Genomic DNA, 24,284 nt, shown 5'->3' on the forward strand with positions numbered 1-24,284 from the left:
AGAGGGGTTGGGGTGAAGGTGCGGAGAAGATGCGACGGTTCAGTGGTCGGCGACTCCGCCGCACCCTCATCCGGCGCTGCGCGCCACCTTCTCCCCAAGGGAGAAGGAAGCATCGTCAGATCCGCTTGAACACCAGCGTGCCGTTGGTGCCGCCGAAGCCGAAGCCGTTCGACACGGCGACGTCGATCTTCTTCTCGCGCGCCGTGTGCGGCACGTAATCCAGGTCGCAGCCTTCGCCCGGCTCGTCCAGGTTGATGGTCGGCGGGATGATGCCGTGGTGGATGGCCAGCACGGAGAAGATGGCTTCCGCACCGCCCGCGGCACCCAGCAGGTGGCCGGTCATCGACTTGGTGGAGCTGACCATGATCTTGTACGCGTGGTCGCCCAGCGCGCGCTTCATCGCCAGCGTTTCGGCGAGGTCGCCCAACGGCGTGGAAGTGCCGTGCGCGTTGAGGTATTCCACCTGGTCGGCATTCAGTCCGGCGTCCTTCAACGCCGACAGCATGCAGCGCGACGGGCCTTCGCCGTTCTCGCTGGGCGCGGTCATGTGGTACGCGTCCTGCGAGGCGCCGAAGCCGGCCAGCTCGCAATAGATGCGTGCGCCACGCGCCTTGGCGTGCTCGTATTCCTCCAGCACCAGGATGCCGGCACCGTCGCCCAGCACGAAGCCGTCGCGGTCCTTGTCCCACGGGCGCGAGGCCCGGGCCGGATCGTCGTTGCGGGTGGACATGGCCTTCATCGCGCAGAAGCCGCCCACCGACGTCGGCGACGAGCCGCGCTCGGCGCCGCCGGCGACCATCACGTCGGCGTCGCCGTACTGGATGGTGCGCATGGCGATGCCGATCGAATGGTTCGACGTGGCGCAGGCCGATACGGCCGAATAGCCCGGCCCCTTCAGCCCCTTCATGATGCTCAGGTGGCCCGGCAGCATGTTGATGATGGTGCTGGGGATGTAGAACGGGGAAATCTTGCGCGGGCCGCCTTCGTGCAGCTTCACCGCGGTTTCCTCGATGCCGAGGATGCCGCCGATGCCGGCGCCGATGATCGCGCCGATGCGCTCGGCATTGGACTCGGTCACTTCCAGCCCCGAATCGTCCATCGCCATCAGCGACGCGGCCAAGCCGTAGTGGATGAACGAATCCATCTTCTTCACATCCTTCGGCGAGACGAAGGACGTGGGATCGAAACCGCGGATCTCGCCCGCGATCTTCGTGCTGTAGCCCTCGGTATCGAAGGTCGTGATCGGGCCCAGGCCCGAACGTCCGTTGACGATGCCGTCCCAGCTGGTGGCCATGTCATTGCCCAGGGGGGACACCAGGCCCATGCCGGTGATGACGACGCGACGACGCTGGCTCATATCGGATTCCTCGTAAATCTTGGCGGCCGCGCCCTACGCAGGCGCATGGGGGCCGGATACGCGCGGGGCCGCATGCGCGGCCCCGACACGGTTTGCTGCAGACGCGGGACTTACGCCTTGACGTGCGCCTTGACGTAGTCGATGGCCTGCTGCACCGAAGTGATCTTCTCGGCTTCCTCGTCGGGAATCTCGCACTCGAACTCTTCTTCCAGCGCCATCACCAGCTCAACGGTGTCCAGCGAGTCGGCGCCCAGGTCATCGACGAACGATGCGCTGGTGGTGACTTCTTCTTCCTTAACGCCGAGTTGTTCGACGACGATTTTCTTGACGCGTTCTTCGATGCTGCTCATGGATTCGCTCCAGACGGAGATTGGGTGACTTGTTGGACTCTGCCGACGCTGCGCGAGGGCAAACCGGGGGATAGTGTAGTGGAAACCGGGGGCGTGGGGCAGTCGCCTGCAACCGCCCCCGAATCAACCACTTACAGCTATTTTTTTACTACGGCATGTACATGCCGCCATTGACGTGGAGGGTTTCGCCGGTGATGTAGGCGGCGGACGGGCCGGCCAGGAACGCCACCGCGTTGGCGATGTCGGCGGGTTCGCCCAGGCGGCCCAGCGCGATCTGCTCGGCGAGCGCCTGCTTGGTCTCCTCCGGCAGGTCCTTGGTCATGTCGGTGGCGATGAAGCCCGGCGCGACCACATTGACGGTGACGCCACGGCTGCCGATCTCCTTCGCCAGCGACTTGGAGAACGCGATGATGCCGGCCTTGGCCGCGGCGTAGTTCGCCTGGCCCGCATTGCCGGTCACGCCGATCACCGAGGCGATGTTGATGATGCGACCCTTGCGCGCCTTCATCATGCCGCGCATCACCGCTTTCGACGTGCGGTAGACGCTGGTGAGGTTGGTGTCGAGGATGGCCTGCCAGTCTTCGTCCTTCATCCGCATCAGCAGGTTGTCGCGGGTGATGCCGGCGTTGTTGACGAGAATCGAGATGCCGCCGAATTCCTTGCTGATCGCATCCACCAGCGCATCCACGGCACCGGCATCGGTCACGTTGAGTTCGCGACCATGGCCGCCCGCGCCCGCCAGTCGCTCGCCGATGGCCTGCGCGCCCGACGCGCTGGTCGCGGTGCCGATGACGGTCGCGCCCAGTGCGGCCAGTGCGTCCGCGATGGCGGCACCGATGCCGCGGCTGGCGCCGGTGACCAGCGCGATTTCACCCTGCAGGGGCTTGCTCATGATGGATGTCCTTGGGACGGGTCCGCGCGATCGCGGCGGACAGGATAGGGGAACGCGTGCGGTCGTGTATCAGGATTGCCAGTCGGCCAACGCGGCCTGGAAATCGCCGACGCCACCGATGGCGCGCGCATCCAGACCCTTGTCGATACGCTTCACCAGACCGGCCAGCACCTTGCCCGGACCGCATTCGGCGATACGCGTGGTGCCCCTGGATGCCAGCGCCTGCACGCAGTCGGTCCAGCGCACCGGCAGGTAGAGCTGACGCACCAGCGCGTCGCGGATCGCGTCCACGCCGTCGTGCACCTGCGCATCGACGTTCTGCACCACCGGCAGCGACGGCACGTGCCACGACAGGCCCGCCATCACCTCGGCCAGGCGGTTGGCCGCTTCGCGCATCAGCGGCGTATGCGAGGGAACGCTGACGGCCAGCTTCACGACCTTGCGGATGCCGCGCTCGGTGAGCAGCGCGATGGCGCGCTCCACGGCGTCGCTGTCGCCGCCGATCACGATCTGACCGGGCGAGTTGTAGTTGGCTGGCACGACCACCTTGCTGTCGGATGCCAGCGCGCAGACCTCGGTCACCAAGGCATCCTCGGCACCCAGCACCGCCGCCATGGCGCCAACGCCTGCCGGTGCGGCGTCCTGCATCAACTGGCCACGCAGGCGTACCAGGTGCGCGCCATCGTTCAGCGAGAGCGCGCCAGCGGCGACCAGCGCCGTGTACTCGCCCAGGCTGTGGCCCGCCAGACGCGCGGGCTGCGCGCCACCCTGCTGCTGCCAAGCGCGCCACACGGCGATGCCGCCGGCGAGCAGCGCGGGCTGCGTGTATTCGGTGCGATTGAGCATTTCCTCGGGCCCGCCCTGCGACAACGCCCACAGGTCCACGCCGGCGCCTTCGGACGCTTCGGCGAACGTCTCGCGCACGATCGGATACAGCTCCGAGAGCTCGGCCAGCATGCCGACCGATTGCGAGCCCTGGCCCGGGAAGACGAAAGCGAGTTGCGTGGAGGCCACTCGGACACCCTGAGTAAAAATCAGGCGGCGATGATACGGGCGAACCCGCCGGATTGTCTGTACCGGGGCGTATGCGCCTGCGACGTCGCGTCGCAGTCCGAGAACGTGGAACGCGCTGGCGATGACGTCGCAGGAAACGCAAAAGGCGACGCTTCGCAGCGTCGCCTTTCGTCATGCAGCGTGTTCGAGGGCGTGACTCAGTAGCGCAGCAGCACCGAGCCCCAGGTGAAACCGCCACCGAAGGCTTCCAGCAACAGCAGCTGGCCGCGCTCGACGCGACCCGAACGCACCGCTGCGTCCAGCGCGAGCGGCACGGAAGCGGATGACGTGTTGCCGTGCTTGTCGACGGTCACGATCACCTGGTCCATCGACATGTCCAGGCGCTTGGCCGTGGCTTCGATGATGCGCAGGTTCGCCTGGTGCGGGATCAGCCAGTCCAGGTCGTGCTTGTCCAGGCCGTTGGCCTCGAGCGTTTCGTCGACGACGCTGTCGAGCGCCTTCACGGCGTACTTGAAGACGTCATTGCCCTTCATGTGGATGCGGATGCCATTGTTCGGCTCGTCCGGGTTGAACCCCTTGGACACGCCCACGGGGTTCCACAGCAGTTCCTTCTTGCTGCCGTCGGCATGCAGATGGGTGCTGAGGATGCCGGTCTCGTCGTCGGCCTTGAGCACGGCGGCACCGGCGCCATCGCCGAACAGCACGCAGGTGGTGCGCTCGGTCCAGTCGACGATGCGGCTGAGGGTTTCGGTACCGACGACCAGCGCGGTCTTGGCGTCGCCGCAGCGGATGAACTTCTCAGCCACGCTCAACGCGTAGATGAAGCCCGAGCACGCGGCGTTGACGTCCATCGCCGCGCAGCCGGTCGCGCCGAGGCGCGCCTGGATCAGGCAGGCGGTGGACGGGAAGATCAGGTCCGGCGTGGTGGTGCCGACGACGATCAGGTCGATCTCGGAAACATCCACGCCCGCCGATTCCAGCGCGCGCAGCGCAGCCTGGTAGCCCAGGTCGCCGGCGGTTTCGCCTTCGGCGGCGATGTGGCGTTCGCGGATGCCGGTGCGGGACTGGATCCACTCATCGCTGGTGTCGACCAACTTCGACAGGTCTTCGTTGGTCAGCACTTTCTCGGGCAAATAGCTGCCCGTTCCGGCGATGCGCGCGTAAATGCGCCCCTTGTTGCCCGGCTCGCTCATGCACGCTCCCATTGCCGGCCCGCCAGCGGGCCCAGGTTGTCATCGATCATGCGGAAAGCGCGCCCAGCCCAGGGTGGGCGCGCTGCATGGATCAATCTTCCTCGACCGCCGAGGTCTTGGTGGCGATGACCTTCTTGCCGCGGTAGTAGCCGTCGGCGGTCACGTGGTGGCGCAGGTGCGTCTCGCCCGTGGTCGGGTCGGTGGACAACTGCTTGGCGGTCAGCGCGTCGTGCGAACGACGCTGGCCACGACGGGACGGGGTAACGCGGGATTTCTGCACAGCCATGGGATTGCTCCAGCTCTCGTATCTGTTGATGAACCTTGCGGTTCGTGTTGCCAGACCGCCGTAGCGGCTAGTTCTTCTTCAGCGAGGCCAGCGCCGCGAACGGACTGACCTTCGCCACCTCTTCTTCATCCGCCGCCCATTCGCGTTCAACCGCGTCGGACGCCGGGTTCACCGCCACCACCGGCACGGCGAGGACCAGTTCGTCCTCCACCAGGTCGGCGGGGCGCAACATCCCGTCCTCGGGCACCAGCAGCGCTTCGTAATCGGGCGGCAGCGCGGCTTCTTCCTCTTCGCTGCGCACCAGACCCAACCGCTGCTTCAGCGTCACCGGCAGCACGAATCGCTGCAGGCTGCGCTGGCACACCAACGGCAGGCCGGCCTCGATCTGCAGCTCCAGGTAAGGAACCCGCAGGGCATCGTGGTCGAACTCCACCGTGTAGCGTGCTTCACCTTCCGTATCGGCCAGAAGGCCCTGCAGGCGCGTCATGGCGGACAACGGAAGGCGACCTTCGAAACTGCGCCGGTTCGCGACCATGCGCCACGCATCCAGCAGTTCGGGCGTATTCGCGGACATAAGCCGCTGAATGTTAAGGATGAAACCCTGAACTGTCAAACCACCCCACCCGACCAGGATGGCTTGCCGCCGGCCCGCCCGCCGGGCAGACTCCCCCGCCCTGCCCCTCCCGATCCTCGCGCCCATGCCTTTGCTGCTCGCCTCCACGTCCCGCTACCGCCGCGAGCTGCTGGAGCGCCTGCGCCTGCCTTTCCATATCGCCCGCCCGGAGGTGGACGAAGCTCCGCTGGAAGGCGAGACGGTGCCCGCCATGGCGGCCCGCCTGGCCCAGGGCAAAGCCGCCGCGATCGCCACCCAGCACCCCGGCGCGTGGGTCCTGGGGTCGGACCAGGCGGCGGAACTGGACGGCGCGCCCCTGGGCAAGCCGGGCCATCGCGAGGCCGCCATCGCCCAATTGTCGGCCATGGCGGGCCGCCAGGTCCGCTTCCATACCGTGGTGGCACTGGTCCGGGACGACGAGGTCCTGCTGGCGCACGACACCACGACGGTCCACTTCCGCGCCCTGACCCAGGCGGAGATCGAGCGTTACGTGGACGCCGAGCAGCCCTTCGACTGCGCGGGCAGCTTCAAGTCCGAGGGCCTGGGCATCGCCCTGTTCGATGCCATCGAATCGAAGGACCCCACGGCCCTCGTCGGCCTGCCCCTGATCGCGGTGTCGCGGATGCTGCGGGACGCCGGCTTCGATCTGCCCTGAGCGGGATCAGCGCACTACGACAGGCTGTTCCGCCCACTCCTCGACGCTGCCATCGCCTCCGGTGATCCGCAAACCCAGCCAGTAGCGGCCGGGCGGCAGGCCGCCGGCATCGACATCCGCTTTGAACTGCACGCGCGGCATCCGCGGATCTCGCGACCCGTTCTTGAGGAAGCCCCTCAGCCACTCGTTCGCGCCGGCATCCTCGGCAACGGCGATCACGCGCCCCTCCAGCGTAATCTCCACCTTCGCAACCCCCGCCACGTCCTTCACCGCCCAGCCGCTGACGCTGAAGCGGCGCTCCAGCGCGGCGCCTGGCGCGGGCGCATCGATGTGGGCCACCGCGGGCGTGATGCAGGCCCCGTCGTCACGCATCGGGGGCAGCTCGAACAGCAGGAATCGGCGGGCACCGCGGTCGATGTTGACGATGCGCGCTGGCGGCAGCCCGCCAACCATCATGCAGACCTGCTGGTAGCGCGCGAGCAATGCACTGAACTTCACGTCCGTCGCCCCGACGACCAGCAGCGTCGGCGCGACCCGCTCGCCCCCATCGCGCAAGCCCCACACCTCCAACTGCGGTGCGCGGCCATGTTTGTGGTTCAACGGATGGTCGAGCACACGGATGTCGGCATCCTCGAGCGCGAAACCCAGTTCCGCACCCGTCTTGAAACTGTCGGCCAGCAACACCGTGCCTTGCGGCATCCCCGCCTGCGCTGCCCGCACTTCGGCCGCCAGCGTGTCCCAGCCGGTGAAGTTCTCGGGGTAGTACTTGCCGCCGGCAAGCTGAGTGCGGACTCCGGGCATCGACACGGCAACGTAGTAGCCCAGCATCAGGACTGCGCCGGCACCTGCCAGACACCACGTCGCCCTGCGCCGGCCGGCCGACCATTCGCGCAGGAGCAGGGGAACGACGGCAAGCAACGCGAGGTAGCCCGGCAACGGCCAGTGGAAGCTCACGCGCTCGTTGTCGGCGAAGAAGCCGAGCACGAAGAAGCCGAACGTGGAGATCGCGCCCAGCAGCGCGAAGTAACGCCACGCCGCCCCCTCTCCTTCGTCGCTCCGCACGCCGCGCATGCAGACCACCAGCATCGCCCAGAACAACAGCGGCGTCGCCATCGCGGCCTGCACCAACAGGAAGCGCGCGCCATCGGCGTGGAAGCTCCATGGGTGGCGGTCCAGTAGCTGGAACCGGAGGCCGGCGTCCGCGTGTTCGATGTTCCAGGCCAGCAAGGGGACCCACGCTAGCACGCCCACCGCGAGCGCGCCCCAGACACGCGCATCGCGCAGCACTTTCCGTCCTTCCGGCAACCACAGCAACGCGATCAGCCCCACGCCGATCACGCCTGCGAAGCGATAGTGGCTGAGCGCACCCAGCGCCAGGCCCAGCGCGAGTTCGACCAGCGCGGCCAGGGAGGCGCCGCGCAGCAGGCGCGCGCCCGCGTCGGCGCACAGCACGGCTGCAACCGCCATCGGCACATCCGGCAGGGCCAGCACGCCCAGCGTGCCCGAGAGCGGCATCAACGCAGCGAGTGTCGCGGCCTGCCACCCCGTTGTCGCATCGGACGCGCGCGTCGCGCATCGCGCGACCAGCCACGGCAATGCGGCAGCCAGCAAGAGGAACGGTGCACGCACCGCCAACACATGATGGCCGCCGAGTTCGACGCCCAGGCGCGTCAACCACGCGGTCAACCCCGGCAGGTCCGAATATGCGAGTGCCAGGTGCTGCCCTTCCTGCCAGTAGAAGGCTTCGTCCACGAACAAGGGCAGTCGCGAGGCGATCGCGATCTTGACCACCGTCACGGTTATCCACACGGCGAGGAACCACCGTCGCGCGCGTTGTTCTTCGTCCATCTCGCTACACTTCCCGGAACCCACGATCGGAACCGAGAGCGCGATGTCCGCCATTCCCAGCACCCGCCCTATGCTATCCGAAGGCTTGGCCGATACCCTCAAGCGCGCACAGGCCCAGGTCAACTCGCTGGTGCTGGGCAAGGCGCATGAAGTGCGTCTGGCGTTCGTCGCGCTGCTGTCCGACGGCCACCTGTTGATCGAGGACCTGCCGGGCCTGGGCAAGACCACCCTGGCCCACGCCTTGGCGGCCACGCTCGGCCTCACCTTCCAGCGTGTGCAGTTCACCTCGGACCTGCTGCCCGCCGACGTCCTGGGCGTGTCGGTGTACGACGCGCAGGCCCGTGCCTTCACCTTCCATCCGGGCCCGGTCTTCACCAACGTGCTGCTGGCCGATGAAATCAACCGCGCGCCGCCCCGTACCCAGAGCGCGCTGCTGGAAGCGATGGCCGAACACCAGGTCACCCTGGACGGCGTGACGCATGCGCTGCCCGAACCGTTCTTCGTCATCGCGACGCAGAACCCCGTTGACCTGTCCGGCACCTATCCATTGCCGGACTCGCAACTGGACCGCTTCCTGCTGCGCCTGGCGCTGGGCTATCCCAGTGCGGAATCCGAACGCGCCCTGCTGGCAGGCACCGACCGTCGCATGCTGATCGCGCAGGCGATGCCGCTGTTGTCTTCCGACGACGTGATGGCGCTGCGCCAGGCTGTCGGCGAGGTGCATGCCAGCGATGCCCTGATCGACTACGTACAAGCGCTGCTCACGCGCAGCCGCCAGCACCCTGGCGTGCGCGTGGGTCTGTCGCCGCGTGCGGGCATCGCACTGCTGAGGGCGGCCAAGGCCTATGCCTTGCTGCTGGGACGCACGCATGTATTGCCGGACGATGTCCAGGCGCTGTTCGCCGCGGTCGCCACCCACCGCCTGGTGCCCGAAGCCGAGGCTGCCTCCGCTGCCGCATTGGCCAAGGCCATCCTGCACGCGGTTCCGGTGGACTGAGGATGGCGGGCCTGCACGCATCGCTGGCACGCCGGCTGGCCCTGCTTGCGCGACCGCGCGCGGCCGAGGCACTGCCGGTCCAGCTCGACCGGCGACGTGTGTACGTACTGCCGACAGGCTTCGGCCTGTTCTACGCCGCGCTCGTGCTGGCGATGGCGCTCGGCGCGCTGAACTACAACAACAATCCCGCGTTGCTGATGGCGTTGCTGCTGGGCGCGACGGCGATGGCGAGCCTCATCTTCGCCCACCTGCAACTGTCCGGGCTGCGCATGGATGCGGTATCGGCCGATCCGGTGCACGCGGGCGAATCGCTCACGCTGCACATCGCACTCTCGGCGCAGGACGGCCGCCTGCGCCGCGGCCTCAGGCTGGATGGCGCGCAGGCCGCCACCTTCGCGCCCGCGATGACCGACGAGGGCACGGTCGTGGAACTCCCGGTGACGACGCAGCGGCGTGGCTGGCACGACATCGGCCGGCTGCGCGTATCGACGACGCAACCGCTTGGCCTGGCGCGCGCATGGTCGTGGGTCTGGCCGCCGCCGCTGCTGGTGTATCCGGCGCCCGAAGTACACGGCCCGCCGCTGCCGGAAGGAGGACGCACCGGCCAGCGCGCGAAGCTCGACCCGACCGGTGACGACGTCCATCACCTGCGCGGCTACCGGGCCGGCGACGCGCCACGCACCATCGCGTGGAAGCCGTCGGCGCGGCGCGACATGCTGCTGGTCCGCGAGTACGAACAGCCGGTCGGCGTCGAAGTGCGGCTCGACTGGGACGCGCTGGGCGCCCTGCCTCACGAGGATCGCATCCGTCGCCTCGCGCACTGGGTGGAACTCGGGGAACGCGAAGGGCGACGCTATCGGCTCGCCCTGCCCGACCAACCCGCGCTGGGGCCTGCGAACGGCACCCTGCACCGCCATCTCTGCCTGCGCGCCCTGGCGCTGATGCCGCATGCCGATCGCCCGTCCTGACCTTTCCACGCCCGACCCGACGAGCCGGTGGTGGACGCTGGGAAGTGCGGCCCTGTGCCTGCTGGCCTTGCTCCTGCAGCTGCCGGCCTCGCTGGCGCTCGCGCTCGGGGCCACCGGCATCGTGCTGGCCGTCGCTTCCTGGCGGCGCCCGATGCCGGCCTGGCTTCGCGTGATGCTGGCGCTGGCGATGCTGGCCGCCGTCTTCTACGTGACGGGAATGCGCTTCGGCCGCGACACCGGCTGCGCGCTGCTGGCCGCCATGCTGGCCATCAAGCCCACCGAGACACTCAGCCTCCGCGACAACCGCAGCCTGCTGGGCTTCGCGTTCTTCGCGCCATTCGCGGCTTTCCTGCTGGACCAGGGACCGCTGACGATGACGCTGGGCCTGCTGGGGATCTGCACCGGGCTGATCGCGCTGCAACGCTTGGCTGATGTCGAGGCGCGCGCCACGGCGGACGCACCCAGCGCATTGCCGCGCCTGGCCCTGGTCGGTCGTCTGGTATTGATCGGGTTGCCGCTGGTGTTGGCGGCGTTCTGGCTCTTCCCGCGTTTCGCCTCCCCGCTGTGGGGCGTGCCCGAGCGTGCGCTGGCAAAGCCCGGCCTCGGCGACGAGATGTCGCCCGGCGGCTGGCTCGACCTGATGGCCGACGAAGACCCGGCGTTGCGCGTGCAGTTCTTCGGGCCCACACCCGCTCCCGGGCAGATGTACTGGCGCGGGCCGGTGCTATGGAATTACGACGGTCGCACCTGGACCCAGGCGCCCTGGCTGCAGGGCCTTCCGCCCGCGCGCACGCTGCGCAACAGCGTGCAATGGGACTATCAACTCGAGGTCGAGCCCACCGACCGGCGCCAGTTGGTCGCGCTGGACCTGCCGATGGCCGCACCGCAAGGTGCCCACCTGGCCAACGACTACGCCATGACGGTGCGCACGCCGTTGAGCGCCCTGACACGCTGGCGCATGCAGTCGTCGGTCCCCGGCCGTTTCGAGGCGACCTTGCCTGCGTTGCTGCGGCAACAGGCCCTGCAGCTGCCCAATGGCTTCAACCCGCGCACGCGCGCGCTGGCGATGCAGTGGCGGCGGCAAGCCGGCAACGACGACGATGCCCTGGTGCGGCGTTCCCTGGCGTGGATCCGCGCGGAGTTCGCCTACACCCTGGAAACCCCGCTGCCCGGCAGGAACGCCGTGGACGAGTTCCTGTTCGACCAGAAGCAAGGCTACTGCGAGCACTTCAGTTCATCGTTCGTCTTCCTCATGCGGGCCGCGGGCGTGCCCGCGCGCGTCGTCACCGGTTACACGGGCGGCGTCTACAACCGCCTCGGCGGCTACTGGGTCATCCGGCAAATGGATGCGCATGCCTGGGCGGAAGTGTGGCTGCCGGAGCGCGGCTGGGTGCGGGTTGATCCGACCGCCGCCGTGGCCCCCGAACGCATCTACGACACGCTGGAGGATCAGCTGGGCGAAGGCGTGGACGCAGGCCGCCTGACGTTGGAGGGCTTCGGCAGCGTCAGCGACTGGCTGCGGCGCGGATGGAACGACCTGGTCCTGGGTTTTGATGCGAGCCGGCAGACACGGTTGCTCGAGCGGCTCGGTGCGAACGGACTCGGCGGCGCGGGCCTGGGCGTGCTTTTCGGCATCGCGGCGCTCGGTACGCTGGGCTGGATGGGCTGGTGGTTGGCCCGTGCCGAACGCGAGCGCGATCCCCTGCTGCGCGCCTGGCGCCGGCTGGGTCGCCGATACGCGCGATTGGGGCTGGGCCGGGAACCTCACGAGACCGCCACCGACTGGGTCCGTCGCGTCGCGGCGCAGCGACCGAAGAACGCGAACCTGCTGTTTTCGCTCAGCCGGCGTTTCGCCGCGGCGCGCTACGCTCCGGATGAGGGGGATCACCGCGCATTGATCGAAGACCTGCGCCGGCACCGCCCGTGACCCACTGGAGACTGGCCATGAACCTTCGCTTCGCTGTCCTCGCCGCTTCTGCCGTTGTACTGCTGTCGGCATGCGCCACCGCGCCCAAGCCGCTGCAGGGCAGCTTCACCCCCGTCAACCCGCGCGACTCCGTCGCCGCACCGCAGGTGGGTGCTTCCGTCCGTTGGGGCGGCCGCATCATCAGCACCACGCCCGAGCAGAACAGCACCTGCTTCCAACTGGTCTCCCGCCCGCTGTCCGGCACGGGCCGCCCGCTTTCCAGCGCACCGGATGCCACCGATGGCCGCTTCATCGCGTGCCGCGCCGGCTTCTACGACCCCGCCGTGTTCGCCGAAGGCCGCGAAGTGACCTTCGTCGGCAAGATCGACGGGTACGAAAGCACGCGCATCGGCGACTACGACTACCAGCTGCCGCGCGTCGCGGCCGAGGTGGTCTACCTGTGGCCGGAAGTGCGCGAGGTCGAAGTGGTGCGGCCCTACCCCTACTACGATCCCTTCTGGGGTCCGCGCTGGGGCCGTTGGGGCTGGTGGTGACATCGCCCGCCACATGACGAAAAAGCCGCCCGGTGGGCGGCTTTTTTTATTGGATCTTGCGGGCGTGTCAGCTGGGGGTGCCGAACCGCCCCAGCGGCGCGCCGGCGAGCAGGTGCAGGTGGATGTGGAAGACGGTCTGGCCGGCATGCTCACGGCAGTTCATCACCACACGGTAGCCGTCCTCGGCGAAGCCTTCGCGACGCGCATGTTCCGCCGCCGCCAACACCAGCTTGCCGACCAGCGCGGCCTGCTCCGGACGCACGTCATCGAGCGTCGGGATGGCGTCATGCTTGGGGATGAAGAGCACATGCACCGGCGCCTGCGGCGCGATGTCCTTGAACCCCAGCACGTCCTCGTCTTCATAGACGATGGTGGCGGGAATCTCGCGACGGATGATGCGGGCGAAGATCGTGTCGGTCATGGGATGCGCGTCCTCGTGGGCGGTATCAGGTCATTTCGCTGCGGCCACCGAACGCGTGCGCCAGCGTGCCGCGGTCGACGTATTCCAGTTCGCCGCCCAGCGGCACGCCATGCGCCAGCCGGCTGGGTCGCACGCCTTGCTGGCGCGCCAGCTGGGCCAGGTAATGCGCGGTCGCCTCGCCCTCGACGGTGGGGTTGGTGGCGATGATCAGTTCGCCCACCTCGCCTGCCCCCAGGCGGCGGGTCAAGGCATCCAGTCCGAGTTCGCGTGGCCCGATGCCGTCCAACGGCGAGAGCCTGCCATGCAGGACGAAATAAACGCCGCGGTAGCCCGTGGCCTGCTCGATCGCCAGGCGGTCCGACGGCGACTCCACCACGCAGAGCTGGTGGCGGTCGCGGCTGCCGCTCGCGCAGATCGCACAGAGCGTGCCCTCGGTGAAGTCGCGGCACTGCGCGCAGTGGCCGATGCGCTCGAGCGCATCGGCGAGCACGGCCGCCAGGCGCTTGCCGCCGTCCCGCTCACGGTCGAGCAGGTGGTAGGCCATCCGCTGCGCGGTCTTCTGCCCGACACCGGGCAGCACGCGCAGCGATTCGATGAGTTGTTCGAGCAGCGGACTGGACATCGTCATCCCCGATCCACACCCGCCGATTCCGCGGGCGCCGGACCGGTGCGCGTCAGAACGGCAACTTCATGCCCGGCGGCATCGGCATGCCGGCCGTGGCCGCACCCATGCGCGACTTGGACTCGGCATCGACCTTGTTGGCCGCGTCGTTGAACGCCGCCGCGATCAGGTCTTCCAGCATCTCGGCATCGGAGAGCACGGACGGATCGATGCGGACCTTGCGGCACTCCTTGGCGCCGGTCAGCGTGACGCTGACCATGCCGGCGCCGGCGTTGCCGGTGACTTCCAGCTTGGCCAGTTCTTCCTGGGCGCGCTGCAGGTTTTCCTGCATCTTCTGCGCCTGCTGCATCAGTTGGGCGATGTTTCCACGCATGTCGTGATCACTCTTCGTAAGGACGGATGGAATCCGGGACGACCCGCGCGCCGTGCTGCTGCACCAGGCGCTGTACGTCCGGATGGTTCATGAAGGTTTCCTCGGCCACGCTCTGGCGTTCGTCGCGCTGCCGATGGCTGCGCTCCTTGAGTGTTTCGGCCTCGGCCGTGCCGTGGGAGGACGCGAAGGCGAGCCGCGGCGCGACGCCATAACGGTCCGCGATCGCGGTCGCCAGTTCGCCCAGCGTGCGCTCCGAACGCAGGTAGTCGAAGCCGCTGTCCAGCGCCAGCGTCAGCGTGCCGTGGGCGTAGCCGGAGAACGCGACGTTCTCGACCAGCTGCTTGCCAACGCCTTTCAGGCCGCAGGTGCTGGCGAAGTGCAACCAGGTCTCTGCGTCGATGATGCCGATGTCGGCGGGCATCGGGGTGCTTGCCGCGAGCGTCGGTGCAGGTGCAGACGCCGGCACCCAGGGCGGGGCGTCAGCCAACACCTGCGCCGACGGCGCGGTGGCGACCTCGGCGCGCGCCGGCGCGATCGGGGCCGGCATCTCCTGGCGGACGGGTTCCACCATGCGCACCGGCTTGGCAGGTGCCGCCGAGGCCATCACACCGCCCGCCTCCACCGACACCGGCGACGCCTTGCCTTCACCGCGCATCTCGCCGTTCTGGGCGGGACGGAACGCCAGCATCCGTAGCAGGCTCATCTCGAAGCCCGCGCGCCCGCTCGGCGCGAGGTGCAGGTCGCGACGGCCATTGATCGCCATCTGGTACCAGAGCTGCACGACTTCCGGCCGCAGCTGTCCGGCGAACGCGTCGACGTCGACACCCTCGGCCTCGACGGCCGCCGAAGGTACCAGCTGGCGTACCTGGATCCGGTGCAGCGCTTCGGCCACCGCATCCAGCACGCCACCCCAGTCCGGCGAGAACTCCGCCAGGCCGGCGATCACCTGCAGCAGCGTTTCGCCGTCGCCCTGCGCCAGCGCGGCGAGCATCGCGTTGACCTGGGTGCGGTCCACCGTGCCCAGCATGGTCCGCACCCCGTCGTCGTGCAGCGCACCGCCCGCATAGGCGATGGCCTGGTCGAGCAGCGACAGGCCATCGCGCAGCGAGCCATCCGCCGCACGGGCGAGCTGGGCGATCGCACCGGTGTCGGCTTCGATCTGCTCGGCGCCGAGGATCTTCGTCATCTGGCCGCGGATCTGCTCTTCGTCCAGCCGCTTGAGGTTGAACTGCAGGCAGCGCGACAGCACCGTCACCGGCAGCTTCTGCGGGTCGGTGGTGGCGAGCAGGAACTTGACGTGTTCCGGGGGCTCCTCGAGCGTCTTCAGCAGCGCGTTGAACGCCGCCTTCGAGAGCATGTGGACTTCGTCGATCAGGTAGACCTTGAACTTGCCGCGCGACGGCATGTATTGCGCGTTCTCGATCACCTCGCGCACGTCGTCCACGCCGGTGTTCGATGCGGCGTCGATCTCAAGCAGGTCGATGTAGCGGCCGGCGTCGATGTCCAGGCAGGCGGCGCACTGGCCGCAGGGATCGGCGCTGGTGCCCTTCTCGCAGTTCAGCGACTTGGCGAAGATGCGCGCGATCGTGGTCTTGCCGACGCCACGGGTACCGGTGAACAGGAAAGCGTGGTGCACCCGGCCGGAATCCAGCGCATTGGTGAGCGCGCGGACCACGTGTTCCTGGCCCACCAGTTCGGCAAAACGCTTGGGGCGCCACTTGCGGGCGAGGACAAGATAGGACATGCCGACATTGTGCCATGGCATGCAAGCGGCCCCGACCGGATACAGGGGGTGACCGGCTTCGCTTGTGGCCCGCCTCGCCGGAGGCTAGAATTCACGCCCCTGAAAGCGGCCTGCGGTCGCGTTCAGGTCCCGGAGAGGTGTCCGAGTGGTTGAAGGAGCACGCCTGGAAAGTGTGTAAGCGTCTAAACCGCGCTTCGGGGGTTCGAATCCCCCTCTCTCCGCCAGATTACACAAAACCCCTGTTTTTCAGGGGTTTTGTCGTTTTTGGGAGAGAAACGGCCTGGTACATGACTTGGTACATTCATGCGCCTGCCTCGGTATTTGCTGCTCCGTCCCAGCGGCTACACCTTCCGCCTGGTTATCCCCAAGCACCTGCGCCGCCACTTCGACGGACGCGGCGAGATCCGGCGCAGCCTGCGTACGCATGATCCGCGCCTGGCGCACGCATGGTCAGGCGCGTTGTTGCTGGCCTACCATGCGGCCATTGCTCGCGTGGAGAAGACCGGCATGGCGTGGCGGAAAAACGAGGATGACGAACTGGCGGAAGCGTTGGGCCTGAAAGGCGGGCGCAAGCCGAAAGACTGGAAGGTCACACACGCCGCCTCCGGCATGTCGATGGAAGGCCCGGACACTGGCGACAAGGCGGCGGACATGATCGCCGCCCAGGAAGCGGCGGCCTTCCTTGCGAACCTGTACGGCGGGGCCGGGCCGCTTGGCCCACCGGGCCAGCGCCCGGCCTCCATGACCCTGCCCACGCCGACGCCACCCGGCCCGCCCCCTGGCGTCAAATCGTTCAGCACGGGCGCGGCGGTATCGGCCTGGCTCAATGCCGAGCGGCAGAACTTCACCACGCCCACCCGGCGCAAGACCTACGGCAAGTTGAAGACCACGGGCGAGACCTTCGCCACCGTGGTGAAGCAAAGCACCCGGCTCTACACCCTGGGCCGGAGCGATTGCGGCGCTTTCTATGACCACCTGCAGGCCGGCGGGCTGTCCCGCAAGTCTGCCCAATCCGTCCAGTCCTACCTCAAGCGGTTTTTCACCTGGGCCATTGCCAGCGGCTACTACCCCGAGGACAAGGCCAATCCGGCGGCGGGCCATATCCGCCTGACCCGGGCGGACAAGGCCAGCCGGCGCGGCACCGGCTTCCAGGCGTTCAAGACGGAGCAACTCAAGGCCATGTTTGCGCCCGAGGCGTTCGCGGCGTTACCGACGCTCAAAGACCGCTGGATGGCCGTGTTGGCGCTTTACACCGGGGCCAGGTCAAACGAGTTGGCCCGGTTGGAACTGGTCGATATTGGCCCCGACGAAGACACGGGCATCCCGGTTTTGGACATCAACGACCTGGCCGAGGACAAGACCACCAAGAGCGCGGCCAGCATTCGCCTGGTGCCGATCCATCCTGACCTGCTGGCCCTGGGCCTGCTGGCTCGGGTAGAGGCCAGGAAGGCCGCCGGGGAGGCTCGGCTATTCCCCGGCAACCTGCTGACCCAGAACGGCCCCGCCGCGTCCAGCCAGAAAGCCTTTTTGACGGCCCTGAAAGCGTGGGGCATTGCCCCGCGCGGCAAGGGCCGGATGGGTTTGCATTCTTTCCGGGCCACCGTCATCCAGACGATGACCCGGAAAGGCGTCGCCCAGGGCTGGCGGGAGCGGTTCGTCGGCCACGAGGCCAGCGAAGGGGTCAGCACCCTGGACACCGACCACGCGGCCACCTACGGGGCCGGCGGCTCGTCCCTGGAAGCGACCGCCGCCGCCTGCCTGCCGGCTCTGGACTGGGCCGCTGCGGGGGTCATTGACCTGGACGGCCTGCGGCCTCTGCTGGCGGTTGGCGCGGCCCCGGAGCAGGCGAAGCAGGGACGGCGGCAGGCAGCGCCCACCTCATAGGTGGGCAAAGCCAACGGCGGCGCGGGTTTGCGCCGTTTTCGGGCGCAGAACCTCATAGGGGGCCTCATAGGTGGCGAAACCCAGCCAGGGCGGGGGTTTGCGCCCTTTTCAGGGGCGGAACCTCACACCTGCGGCCAACACCATAGGGTGCGTGTTGTCCATGCTCTATACCGCTCCTGAAAGCCACACCGCCGCCACCCGTTAGCCTGCCCCCGCTTGCGCCGACCCTGCCGCGTTTTGCTTCACCGTTCCCGCATCCGTTTTCTGCCTGCTGACCCGCTGACCTGCTCCCTGCCTGCGTCGTCGTTGCCTCGCCGCTGTCGTTTCTGCTCCTGCTTCACCCAGCAGCCCCGACCCCTGACCCCTTCGCCGCCTGCGTCGTTCAGTTTCGTTTTCTGTTCCTCGAACCCGCACACGCAAACAGCCAAGACCCCACCTAGCCGACGCTCCCGCGTTACGTAACCTGGGGTATGCCAGAGAAAAACGACCCTGAACGGAGCAAACGCTCCTCCCCATTGTCGGGCGCGCTAGCGTCCGACAATGGGGGGAGTTTTGCCAGGCAGGAGCGTGAGCGAGTGCCGAAAAGGCAAAACGGGGGCGCAGCCCCCCGCGCCCGGAACGAGAGTGAAGGGCGCTCGCGGGCAACGGAGTTGACCGCGCAGGACGCGCCGCCCAAGTATGAACGGGCGCGTCTGGCGGGTGGCTGGGAGGCTGCGCACGCCGGCCCCGTGGCCGAGGCGAAGCAGTCCGCCCAGCAAGCCGCCGCCGGGTCAGGCAAGCCCTGGACACTGGAAGCCGACAAGCAGACGCGGGCAATCCTCGAGGATTTTCCGGCGCGATCGGTCAAGGCGGAAACCCTGGCGAAGTATCGGGCCGACTATGACCGGCTGCGGACGCGGGGGGTGTCGCCGCTGGAAGCGGCCACCACCCCGGCCCATTGGCAGCGGCTGCGGACTGCATGCAGGTACTGCATGGCCGAGGATGTACGACGCTGGCGGGCGGCCAGTGAGCGCGCCCGCAAGGCGGGCGATCTGGACGCCGCCCAACGCCTGACCACCGAGGCCCACCGCTTGGCGGTGGCCCTGGATGGCTGGTTCTGCCAGCCCCGCACGCGCTTGACCTGGGCGGCCAAGGCGCAAGCCCTGGCTAAGCAGGGCAAGCGCCCGCCCAGCAAGAGCCGGCGGCGGGACACGCCGCCGGCCCCTGACCTGGCGGTGGCGGCCCTGCTGTTTCCGGCGACCAAGGGCGGCCCCCCGGTACGGGGGGACACCCTGGCCGCCCGCCATGCCGAACGGCTGGCCCTGTTGGCGCTTACTGGCCTGCGGCCTGCCGAAATGATGGCGGGCGTCCGGATACGGGCGACCGACCTCGACGGCAGGCCCATGCTCCAGGTGGAAATCAAGGGCGCGAAGGTGGACAACGCGCGCGGCCACCACACCCGCACCCTGCTGGTGGAAGCCGCCGGGCCTGCCGCGGAGGCCCTACGGGCTGCCGCAGAAGCCCGAGGCGGAGTCTTCACCCTGGCAACCAGCCAGGCCGACTACCGGAGCCTAAATCGGGCCTTGGCCCGGCATCGTCTTTCCTGCTACTCGTTCCGCCACGCCCTCGGGAGCGACCTCAAAGCTTGGATTACCGACCCGGCCACGGCCAAGCCGAAGACGGCGGCCAACATCGCCGCCCAGGCGATGGGCCACCGTTCGACCGAGAGCCTGGCGTTCTACGGGACGCGGGCGGGCAGCCGGAAGGGTGGCCGCCCGCCTATCTGGGCCGTTTCTGCCACCGAGGCCGATTTGATCCGCGAGAAGTCCCCGGCCTACCGGCGCAGCCGTCGCCTGCCGCTGGTGAGTTTCCCGGCGCGCGGCAGCGCGCCCCCGCCTCCTGCTCCAAAACAACAACCCGCGCCCAGGGCGCGGGTGTTACCGAAGCCGAAGCCGCCGGGGTTCTGATTGTCCGCCCGAAGGGTTCACCGCCGCTGCTGCTTTGGGTACAGTCATGGCACTAGCAAGGGGGAACGCATGGACATACTGCTCAAAGTTGTTCGCTGGGTGTTGGGCCTGTTTCTTGGGTTTACAGCTCTGGGGGCGCTTTTCACTGGGGCTTTCATCGCCTTTCTGGTCATGGCGTTAGGCGTGTTGGTGATCATTCCTCCTTCTGGGGCTTGGATCGCTCGTTTCGTCTCGCCGGTAGCGCGCAATGGCGCAGCAATCGGCATTGGGCTTGTTTGCTTCTTTGCTGGTCTGGCTGTTGCCGTGATCAACTCCGAGCCGTCGAAGTCAGCAGCCGAGCCAGTCGCAACGGTGGCAGGCCAAGCTGCGCCAGCCCCAGCTAGTGCCACTACCCCAACGCCAGCACCTGCCACCCCTGCGGCACCTGCCAAGGTGGATGTGAGCAAGAAGATCAGCCCAGACGCGGTGTTTTTGATCGAGGGCGATGGCTGGGACAAGACCCGACGCGAATGGGGCAGCGCTGGGGTCAAGCGGATCAATGCCGCCATGCCGAAGGCGGCGGAGAAAGTGGCCCAGTCCGCCAGTTGCGATTACGTGGAGATAGTAGGGCTCTCGGATCGGGGTAAGCCGAAAAAACAGGCGGTTTTTTACGTCGATTGCAAGAATGGCCAGCGCTTCTACGTCAGCGAAGACGATTTGAAATCAGACGCCGGCGTCGTGTCCAAGAACGCCAAGACTGCTGCCATTAGCGATGTCACCGCGATCACCGCTTGCGAGGATAGCGTCAAAAGTCAGCTCAACTTTCCATCGACCTTTGACCGCGACCTGTTGAATACCAGCGTCTACCGCGCGCCCACCGGCAACATTGCTGTCATGTTCACATTCCAGGCGAAGAACGCGCTGGGGGTAGAGCTTCCCCAGCGGGCCAAATGTGTCATTGACGACACGGGTCTCGAGCCGGCGCAGATCAGCAACAACTGATCGACTTTCCCGAAGCCGAAGCCGCCGGGGTTCTAGCCCTCGTCGGCTTCGGCTTGCAAGTGACCCTTCGCCTCGTCGATTGGTGCAGGCGACTTCTTGCGAAGTTCCAGCATGAACCTGGCCCGGTCGCCGTTGAACGCAACGGCAGGATTGATAAAGACCAGGTTCTGGTGAACGCTGTCGGCGATGACTTCCTTCTTGCGAAGTTCCGCCATGCCACGGAAAAAGGTCGCGTCACTGAGCGGCTTACCTGTGATTTCCGCCGAGAGCATTTTGGCCGTTTGCGCGTCCATGTAGACCGCGTCTTTCATTGGGCGTTTCTGGATGGCTCGCAGCAGGATGATGAACATATCGCTCCCTGGCTTATTCAGTTCCATCCACAGCCCGAGGGTCAAGCCGAAAATCTTCACAAACTGCGTTTCATCCACTTCCTGTAACTGCGCGTAGCGGACTTCCCCGGCCTTTTCTGTGCCGTCTTTCTTGTCCACCAGGATCGCGCTGCTGGTGGCGACCGTCAGGGCTTTCGTTCGGGTCTTGATGGTCAGATCGCGGGTAAACGGGTTGGTTTCGTAGCGAACAATGCCGCGTCGTTTCGTGGGTTCGGCAAGGGCGGGCTCGGACATGAGGCGACTTATTGAGAGGCTTACACCTTTCTATCGCTGAGAGTTCACCTGGCAATGGCTGCGCCCTTGATCTTTCAGTAACTGCGAGTTGGTACGGCACATTTGAGCGGTGAAGTCTCATTTGCAGAAACCGACATTTGTCTTTGACCTAGCGGATTTCGCTAGTTGACCTGACGGATTTCGTTAGGTCACTTGACGATTTTCGTTAGGTGAACTGACTGATTTCGCCAGTTGGAGGGGGTCTATTGGTTTGATTTGAATGGGGTTTTTTCTTGCTAAGAAGATAAGAACACTAAGAGCGGGAGACCCTCACCCGTGCGGCCCTGGTGTTCCACCAGGACGCCCCTCCCCCAGCCGGGGAAGGGGCTGCCTACAACACCACCCCCGCCGGCCCGCTGCGGCGCTACGCGCCTGGCGGACGCCCCCATGAGGGGGCTGCCGGTTGGCCGCCTTCGGCGGCCTGCTCTCTGGGCCTTTGGCCCTGGCTCTGGGCGCAGGCGCTTCCGCGCTGCGCCTGTGGGCTGCTAAACTTGCCGGGCGACGCTGGTACGCCAGCTGGTACAAACTCTCACCGGGTTGTTTCTCCCGGAAAATAAGGGTTTTGAGGCGTTTTGGGGGTGTCCCCCTCTCTCCGCCAGATTCGATGCATCCCGCCTTGTGGGATGACAACGAACCGCGCTCCGGCGCGGTTTCGTTTCTATGGTGGCCCCGTCGGCCCCTCGCGACGCTAGGTCGAAAATCCCGCCAGGGCCGGAAGGCAGCAACGGTATCGATCAACGCGGGCGCCGAGGCCAGCCGGCGGGGCCACCGCCTTTTCGGGCAATGACCCTTCATTCCCCACGGCAATTGCGATGGCAATTCCGGGCCCTGCCGCGCACGCGACGTCAGTCGGCGATGATGCCCAGCGCGTCGGGCTCGCGGCCGGTCACCCAGTAGTCGATGACTTGCCAGCGCTGCGTGTCGATCACGGCGATACGGTCGCCGCCGCTGATGGCCACGTAGGCGCGCGGACGGTCCGCAGCCACCACGACGCCAATGGGTAAAGCGGCGTTGCCGAGCATGGTGGGCTGGTAGGCCATGTCCTCGCGCGATAGCGGCACCGTGGCCACCGGCACCTTGGTGCGCGCGTTGAACACGGCCAGCGTGGCGGCACGGGCATTGGTGACGAAGGCCAGCGCGCCATCCGCGGAGAACGCCACGCGGATCGGAAAGCCCTTGCTGCTCATGCGGCGCTTGACGGCCAGCGTGCGGGGGTCGTGCACGGTCAGCGTGCCGTCTTCGCGGTTGGTCACCCAGACCTCGGCGCCATCCGGCCGCATCGCCACGCCCTCCGCGCCTTTGCCGGCGGGCCGCTCGACGCGCGTACCGGTGGCCAGGTCGATCCGGCTGATCGTTCCGGCCTGGATCTTGGTCAGGTAGGCCACCTGCCCATCCGGCGACAACGCCAGCATGTGTCCGGTACCGCCGCCGACATCGATGCTGCGCTCGACATCGCCCGATGCCACGTCCACGACCACCAGGCTGGCGGAGGCCTCCGTGGTCACCAGCACGCGACGCCCGTCGGCCAGGAAGCGGATGCCATGCGGCGCACTGTGCTGGCCCAGATCGATCGTGCGCGTCGGTTTGCCACCCACCAGATCCAGCACGGAAAGCGTGTTGCCCGACTTCGAGCCGCCGTAGTTCGTCACTACCGCCAGGCGCCCATCCGGGGCCACGGCGATCTCATGCGGCGCCTCACCGGTCCTGTGCTCGCCGATCCGGCGCCCGTCGCGCAGGGAGAGGCGCCAGACCGTATCCGCCGACTTGTTGCCCACCAGCAGTTCGGCCGACTGCGCCGAGGGTGCGCCCACGCACGCGAGCGTGACGAAGAGACCGGACACGACCCGTCGAAACGCGCTCATGGGCCGTCCACCACGGGATGCAGCCAGTCCGCATCTCCTTCGCGGTAGTGCTCGCGCTTCCAGATCGGCACGCGCTGCTTCACTTCATCGATGATGTAGCGGCAGGCGTCGAACGCGGCGCCGCGATGCGCCGCGCTCACCCCCACCCACACGGCCAGATCGCCGATCGCCAGGGCGCCGACGCGGTGCGCGCAGCACGCCGCCAGCACGTCGAAACGCTCCATCGCCTCGGCCACGATCCGTTCGCCCTCGCGTTCGGCCAGTGCGCCATACGCTTCGTAGTCCAGCCCATCCACCGCACGACCGGCATGGTGGTCGCGGACCCAGCCTTCGAACGTCGCGTGACCACCCGCGCGCGGATCGCGCAGGCCGGCTCCCAGCGCGGCGACGTCCAGCGGCTCCGCGGAAAGAAGGAAACGGGGCATGCCTCAGCCTCCGCTCACGGGCGGGATGAAGGCGACTTCGCTGCCTGCCCGCAGCGGATCCTGCCAGCGCGCGAATTCGCCATCGACGGCCACGCGCAGGTGTTCGCGCGGCCACGCGATGCCGTGGCGAGCCTGGATTTCGCCGTAGAGATCGGCCAGATCGGCCGCCTCGGTATCCACCGCTTCGCTCGCCACGCCGGTGCGCTCACGCAGGCTGGCGAAGTACAGCAGGGTCAGGGCGACGCTCATGGCGACCCCACGTCGCGCTTGCCGCCGCGCTTGGCGACCAGCTTCGCCGGGCCCAGCACGATGGCGTGCGACAGCGCCTTGCACATGTCGTACACCGTCAGCGCCGCGACGGTGGCGCCGGTGAGCGCCTCCATCTCCACGCCGGTACGGTGCACGGTGCGGACCTGGCACTCGATCAGCAGCGCGTTCTCGCCGTCCCAGTCGATGGACAGCCGACAACCGTCGATGGGAAGCGGATGGCAGAACGGGATCAGTTCGTGCGTGCGCTTGACCGCCATCGTGCCGGCGATGATCGCCGTGTCGACGATGCCACCCTTGGCGCTGCGCAGGCCGTTGCGCTTCAATTGCCGCGCGACATCGGCGGGAAAGCGTACGCGGCACGTCGCCTGCGCCTCGCGCGCGGTGGCAGCCTTGCCGGACACGTCCACCATCGCAGGCCGGCCGGCGGCGTCGAGGTGGGTCAATGCGGTACGGGGCATGCG

Annotated in this window: 25 protein-coding genes, 1 tRNA gene and 1 other RNA gene; 10 read left to right on the plus strand and 17 right to left on the minus strand. The window is 67.5% G+C overall.

What is annotated here, in order from left to right; translation table 11 throughout:
• Window positions 1-115: 115 nt before the first annotated feature.
• The 7 genes from fabF to ASD72_RS14465 all read right to left on the minus strand — a co-directional run bounded on the left by fabF (window position 116) and on the right by ASD72_RS14465 (window position 5,666).
• Window positions 116-1,357, minus strand: a complete 1,242-nt coding sequence (gene fabF / locus ASD72_RS14435; protein ID WP_081420355.1) for a beta-ketoacyl-ACP synthase II — start codon at window positions 1,355-1,357, stop codon at window positions 116-118.
• Between the two features lie 110 nt (window positions 1,358-1,467).
• Window positions 1,468-1,707 carry an acyl carrier protein gene (gene acpP, locus ASD72_RS14440; protein WP_014161144.1) on the minus strand — a complete coding sequence of 80 codons (240 nt, stop codon included), beginning with the start codon at window positions 1,705-1,707 and terminating at the stop codon, window positions 1,468-1,470.
• A gap of 148 nt (window positions 1,708-1,855) precedes the next feature.
• Window positions 1,856-2,599, minus strand: coding sequence for a 3-oxoacyl-ACP reductase FabG (gene fabG, locus ASD72_RS14445; protein WP_056880635.1), 744 nt, complete (start codon window positions 2,597-2,599; stop codon window positions 1,856-1,858).
• Window positions 2,600-2,668: 69 nt separating this feature from the next.
• Window positions 2,669-3,613 carry an ACP S-malonyltransferase gene (fabD, locus tag ASD72_RS14450; protein WP_155944659.1) on the minus strand — a complete coding sequence of 315 codons (945 nt, stop codon included), beginning with the start codon at window positions 3,611-3,613 and terminating at the stop codon, window positions 2,669-2,671.
• A 197-nt stretch (window positions 3,614-3,810) separates the two neighbouring features.
• Window positions 3,811-4,806, minus strand: a complete 996-nt coding sequence (locus tag ASD72_RS14455) for a beta-ketoacyl-ACP synthase III (protein WP_056880636.1) — start codon at window positions 4,804-4,806, stop codon at window positions 3,811-3,813.
• Window positions 4,807-4,897: 91 nt separating this feature from the next.
• Window positions 4,898-5,092: a 50S ribosomal protein L32 gene (rpmF, locus tag ASD72_RS14460; protein ID WP_056880637.1), complete on the minus strand. Its 195-nt coding sequence runs from the start codon at window positions 5,090-5,092 to the stop codon at window positions 4,898-4,900.
• Between the two features lie 67 nt (window positions 5,093-5,159).
• On the minus strand, window positions 5,160-5,666 hold the full coding sequence (locus ASD72_RS14465) for a YceD family protein (protein ID WP_056880638.1): 507 nt from the start codon (window positions 5,664-5,666) through the stop codon (window positions 5,160-5,162).
• Window positions 5,667-5,790: 124 nt separating this feature from the next.
• Between ASD72_RS14465 and ASD72_RS14470 the strand changes: the two genes are divergently transcribed.
• On the plus strand, window positions 5,791-6,360 hold the full coding sequence (locus tag ASD72_RS14470; protein WP_056880639.1) for a Maf family nucleotide pyrophosphatase: 570 nt from the start codon (window positions 5,791-5,793) through the stop codon (window positions 6,358-6,360).
• Between the two features lie 6 nt (window positions 6,361-6,366).
• Here ASD72_RS14470 and ASD72_RS14475 read toward each other — a convergent pair whose 3' ends face one another.
• Complete coding sequence (locus tag ASD72_RS14475) at window positions 6,367-8,208, minus strand: glycosyltransferase family 39 protein (RefSeq protein WP_056880640.1); 1,842 nt, start codon at window positions 8,206-8,208, stop codon at window positions 6,367-6,369.
• 70 nt (window positions 8,209-8,278) lie between these two features.
• Between ASD72_RS14475 and ASD72_RS14480 the strand changes: the two genes are divergently transcribed.
• Genes ASD72_RS14480 through ASD72_RS14495 form a run of 4 tightly spaced genes read left to right on the plus strand, consistent with a single transcriptional unit; the run spans window position 8,279 to window position 12,633 of the window.
• Complete coding sequence (locus ASD72_RS14480) at window positions 8,279-9,205, plus strand: MoxR family ATPase (protein ID WP_155944660.1); 927 nt, start codon at window positions 8,279-8,281, stop codon at window positions 9,203-9,205.
• A 2-nt stretch (window positions 9,206-9,207) separates the two neighbouring features.
• Window positions 9,208-10,173, plus strand: coding sequence for a DUF58 domain-containing protein (locus tag ASD72_RS14485; protein ID WP_056880642.1), 966 nt, complete (start codon window positions 9,208-9,210; stop codon window positions 10,171-10,173).
• On the plus strand, window positions 10,154-12,100 hold the full coding sequence (locus ASD72_RS14490) for a DUF3488 and transglutaminase-like domain-containing protein (protein ID WP_056880643.1): 1,947 nt from the start codon (window positions 10,154-10,156) through the stop codon (window positions 12,098-12,100). The genes ASD72_RS14485 and ASD72_RS14490 overlap by 20 nt, the downstream gene beginning before the upstream one ends.
• A 17-nt stretch (window positions 12,101-12,117) precedes the next feature.
• A complete protein-coding gene (locus ASD72_RS14495) occupies window positions 12,118-12,633 on the plus strand; it encodes a Slp family lipoprotein (protein ID WP_056880721.1) in 516 nt (171 codons plus the stop codon).
• 67 nt (window positions 12,634-12,700) lie between these two features.
• Here the strand turns inward: ASD72_RS14495 and ASD72_RS14500 are convergent, their stop codons facing one another.
• From ASD72_RS14500 to dnaX, 4 genes are read right to left on the minus strand one after another with little or no spacing between them, the layout of a single operon-like run.
• Window positions 12,701-13,054, minus strand: a complete 354-nt coding sequence (locus ASD72_RS14500; RefSeq protein ID WP_056880644.1) for a histidine triad nucleotide-binding protein — start codon at window positions 13,052-13,054, stop codon at window positions 12,701-12,703.
• A gap of 25 nt (window positions 13,055-13,079) precedes the next feature.
• Window positions 13,080-13,676 carry a recombination mediator RecR gene (recR, locus tag ASD72_RS14505; RefSeq protein WP_056880722.1) on the minus strand — a complete coding sequence of 199 codons (597 nt, stop codon included), beginning with the start codon at window positions 13,674-13,676 and terminating at the stop codon, window positions 13,080-13,082.
• 52 nt (window positions 13,677-13,728) lie between these two features.
• Window positions 13,729-14,049, minus strand: a complete 321-nt coding sequence (locus ASD72_RS14510; protein WP_056880645.1) for a YbaB/EbfC family nucleoid-associated protein — start codon at window positions 14,047-14,049, stop codon at window positions 13,729-13,731.
• 7 nt (window positions 14,050-14,056) lie between these two features.
• On the minus strand, window positions 14,057-15,793 hold the full coding sequence (dnaX, locus tag ASD72_RS14515; RefSeq protein WP_056880723.1) for a DNA polymerase III subunit gamma/tau: 1,737 nt from the start codon (window positions 15,791-15,793) through the stop codon (window positions 14,057-14,059).
• Between the two features lie 131 nt (window positions 15,794-15,924).
• On the opposite strand from dnaX, the gene ASD72_RS14520 reads away from it, so the two are divergent.
• From ASD72_RS14520 to ASD72_RS14535, 4 genes are all read left to right on the plus strand, one after another.
• Window positions 15,925-16,017: transfer RNA gene (locus ASD72_RS14520), tRNA-Ser, on the plus strand.
• 97 nt (window positions 16,018-16,114) lie between these two features.
• A complete protein-coding gene (locus ASD72_RS14525; RefSeq protein WP_056880646.1) occupies window positions 16,115-17,677 on the plus strand; it encodes a DUF6538 domain-containing protein in 1,563 nt (520 codons plus the stop codon).
• A gap of 650 nt (window positions 17,678-18,327) precedes the next feature.
• A complete protein-coding gene (locus ASD72_RS14530) occupies window positions 18,328-19,623 on the plus strand; it encodes a hypothetical protein (RefSeq protein WP_056880647.1) in 1,296 nt (431 codons plus the stop codon).
• 69 nt (window positions 19,624-19,692) lie between these two features.
• On the plus strand, window positions 19,693-20,604 hold the full coding sequence (locus ASD72_RS14535) for a hypothetical protein (protein ID WP_056880648.1): 912 nt from the start codon (window positions 19,693-19,695) through the stop codon (window positions 20,602-20,604).
• A 32-nt stretch (window positions 20,605-20,636) separates the two neighbouring features.
• Here the strand turns inward: ASD72_RS14535 and ASD72_RS14540 are convergent, their stop codons facing one another.
• A complete protein-coding gene (locus tag ASD72_RS14540; protein WP_056880649.1) occupies window positions 20,637-21,227 on the minus strand; it encodes a hypothetical protein in 591 nt (196 codons plus the stop codon).
• Window positions 21,228-21,935: 708 nt separating this feature from the next.
• On the opposite strand from ASD72_RS14540, the gene ffs reads away from it, so the two are divergent.
• Window positions 21,936-22,032, plus strand: an RNA gene (ffs, locus tag ASD72_RS20655) — signal recognition particle sRNA small type.
• Window positions 22,033-22,111: 79 nt separating this feature from the next.
• Here ffs and ASD72_RS14545 read toward each other — a convergent pair.
• From ASD72_RS14545 to moaC, 4 genes are read right to left on the minus strand one after another with little or no spacing between them, the layout of a single operon-like run.
• Window positions 22,112-23,128 carry a beta-propeller fold lactonase family protein gene (locus tag ASD72_RS14545; RefSeq protein ID WP_056880650.1) on the minus strand — a complete coding sequence of 339 codons (1,017 nt, stop codon included), beginning with the start codon at window positions 23,126-23,128 and terminating at the stop codon, window positions 22,112-22,114.
• The gene (locus tag ASD72_RS14550) at window positions 23,125-23,553 is read right to left on the minus strand and encodes a molybdenum cofactor biosynthesis protein MoaE (RefSeq protein ID WP_056880651.1); all 429 of its coding nucleotides are present in this window, start codon (window positions 23,551-23,553) and stop codon (window positions 23,125-23,127) included. Before ASD72_RS14550 ends, ASD72_RS14545 begins: the two co-directional genes overlap by 4 nt.
• Window positions 23,554-23,556: 3 nt before the next feature.
• The gene (gene moaD, locus ASD72_RS14555) at window positions 23,557-23,802 is read right to left on the minus strand and encodes a molybdopterin converting factor subunit 1 (RefSeq protein ID WP_056880652.1); all 246 of its coding nucleotides are present in this window, start codon (window positions 23,800-23,802) and stop codon (window positions 23,557-23,559) included.
• Window positions 23,799-24,281, minus strand: coding sequence for a cyclic pyranopterin monophosphate synthase MoaC (moaC, locus tag ASD72_RS14560; protein WP_056880653.1), 483 nt, complete (start codon window positions 24,279-24,281; stop codon window positions 23,799-23,801). The genes moaD and moaC overlap by 4 nt, the downstream gene beginning before the upstream one ends.
• Window positions 24,282-24,284: the final 3 nt, after the last annotated feature.

This window comes from Pseudoxanthomonas sp. Root630 (assembly GCF_001427585.1).
Classification (GTDB): Bacteria; Pseudomonadota; Gammaproteobacteria; order Xanthomonadales; family Xanthomonadaceae; genus Pseudoxanthomonas_A.

What these genes read in the sequence shown, in the direction of transcription:
- fabF (WP_081420355.1), bottom strand. Translation starts at nt 1,357, where the DNA reads ATGAGCCAGCGTCGTCGCGTCGTCATCACCGGCATGGGCCTGGTGTCC.
- acpP (WP_014161144.1), bottom strand. Translation starts at nt 1,707, where the DNA reads ATGAGCAGCATCGAAGAACGCGTCAAGAAAATCGTCGTCGAACAACTC.
- fabG (WP_056880635.1), bottom strand. Translation starts at nt 2,599, where the DNA reads ATGAGCAAGCCCCTGCAGGGTGAAATCGCGCTGGTCACCGGCGCCAGC.
- ASD72_RS14455 (WP_056880636.1), bottom strand. Translation starts at nt 4,806, where the DNA reads ATGAGCGAGCCGGGCAACAAGGGGCGCATTTACGCGCGCATCGCCGGA.
- rpmF (WP_056880637.1), bottom strand. Translation starts at nt 5,092, where the DNA reads ATGGCTGTGCAGAAATCCCGCGTTACCCCGTCCCGTCGTGGCCAGCGT.
- ASD72_RS14465 (WP_056880638.1), bottom strand. Translation starts at nt 5,666, where the DNA reads ATGTCCGCGAATACGCCCGAACTGCTGGATGCGTGGCGCATGGTCGCG.
- ASD72_RS14470 (WP_056880639.1), top strand. Translation starts at nt 5,791, where the DNA reads ATGCCTTTGCTGCTCGCCTCCACGTCCCGCTACCGCCGCGAGCTGCTG.
- ASD72_RS14475 (WP_056880640.1), bottom strand. Translation starts at nt 8,208, where the DNA reads ATGGACGAAGAACAACGCGCGCGACGGTGGTTCCTCGCCGTGTGGATA.
- ASD72_RS14480 (WP_155944660.1), top strand. Translation starts at nt 8,279, where the DNA reads ATGCTATCCGAAGGCTTGGCCGATACCCTCAAGCGCGCACAGGCCCAG.
- ASD72_RS14485 (WP_056880642.1), top strand. Translation starts at nt 9,208, where the DNA reads ATGGCGGGCCTGCACGCATCGCTGGCACGCCGGCTGGCCCTGCTTGCG.
- ASD72_RS14490 (WP_056880643.1), top strand. Translation starts at nt 10,154, where the DNA reads ATGCCGATCGCCCGTCCTGACCTTTCCACGCCCGACCCGACGAGCCGG.
- ASD72_RS14495 (WP_056880721.1), top strand. Translation starts at nt 12,118, where the DNA reads ATGAACCTTCGCTTCGCTGTCCTCGCCGCTTCTGCCGTTGTACTGCTG.
- ASD72_RS14500 (WP_056880644.1), bottom strand. Translation starts at nt 13,054, where the DNA reads ATGACCGACACGATCTTCGCCCGCATCATCCGTCGCGAGATTCCCGCC.
- recR (WP_056880722.1), bottom strand. Translation starts at nt 13,676, where the DNA reads ATGTCCAGTCCGCTGCTCGAACAACTCATCGAATCGCTGCGCGTGCTG.
- ASD72_RS14510 (WP_056880645.1), bottom strand. Translation starts at nt 14,049, where the DNA reads ATGCGTGGAAACATCGCCCAACTGATGCAGCAGGCGCAGAAGATGCAG.
- dnaX (WP_056880723.1), bottom strand. Translation starts at nt 15,793, where the DNA reads ATGTCCTATCTTGTCCTCGCCCGCAAGTGGCGCCCCAAGCGTTTTGCC.
- ASD72_RS14535 (WP_056880648.1), top strand. Translation starts at nt 19,693, where the DNA reads ATGGACATACTGCTCAAAGTTGTTCGCTGGGTGTTGGGCCTGTTTCTT.
- ASD72_RS14540 (WP_056880649.1), bottom strand. Translation starts at nt 21,227, where the DNA reads ATGTCCGAGCCCGCCCTTGCCGAACCCACGAAACGACGCGGCATTGTT.
- ASD72_RS14545 (WP_056880650.1), bottom strand. Translation starts at nt 23,128, where the DNA reads ATGAGCGCGTTTCGACGGGTCGTGTCCGGTCTCTTCGTCACGCTCGCG.
- ASD72_RS14550 (WP_056880651.1), bottom strand. Translation starts at nt 23,553, where the DNA reads ATGCCCCGTTTCCTTCTTTCCGCGGAGCCGCTGGACGTCGCCGCGCTG.
- moaD (WP_056880652.1), bottom strand. Translation starts at nt 23,802, where the DNA reads ATGAGCGTCGCCCTGACCCTGCTGTACTTCGCCAGCCTGCGTGAGCGC.
- moaC (WP_056880653.1), bottom strand. Translation starts at nt 24,281, where the DNA reads ATGCCCCGTACCGCATTGACCCACCTCGACGCCGCCGGCCGGCCTGCG.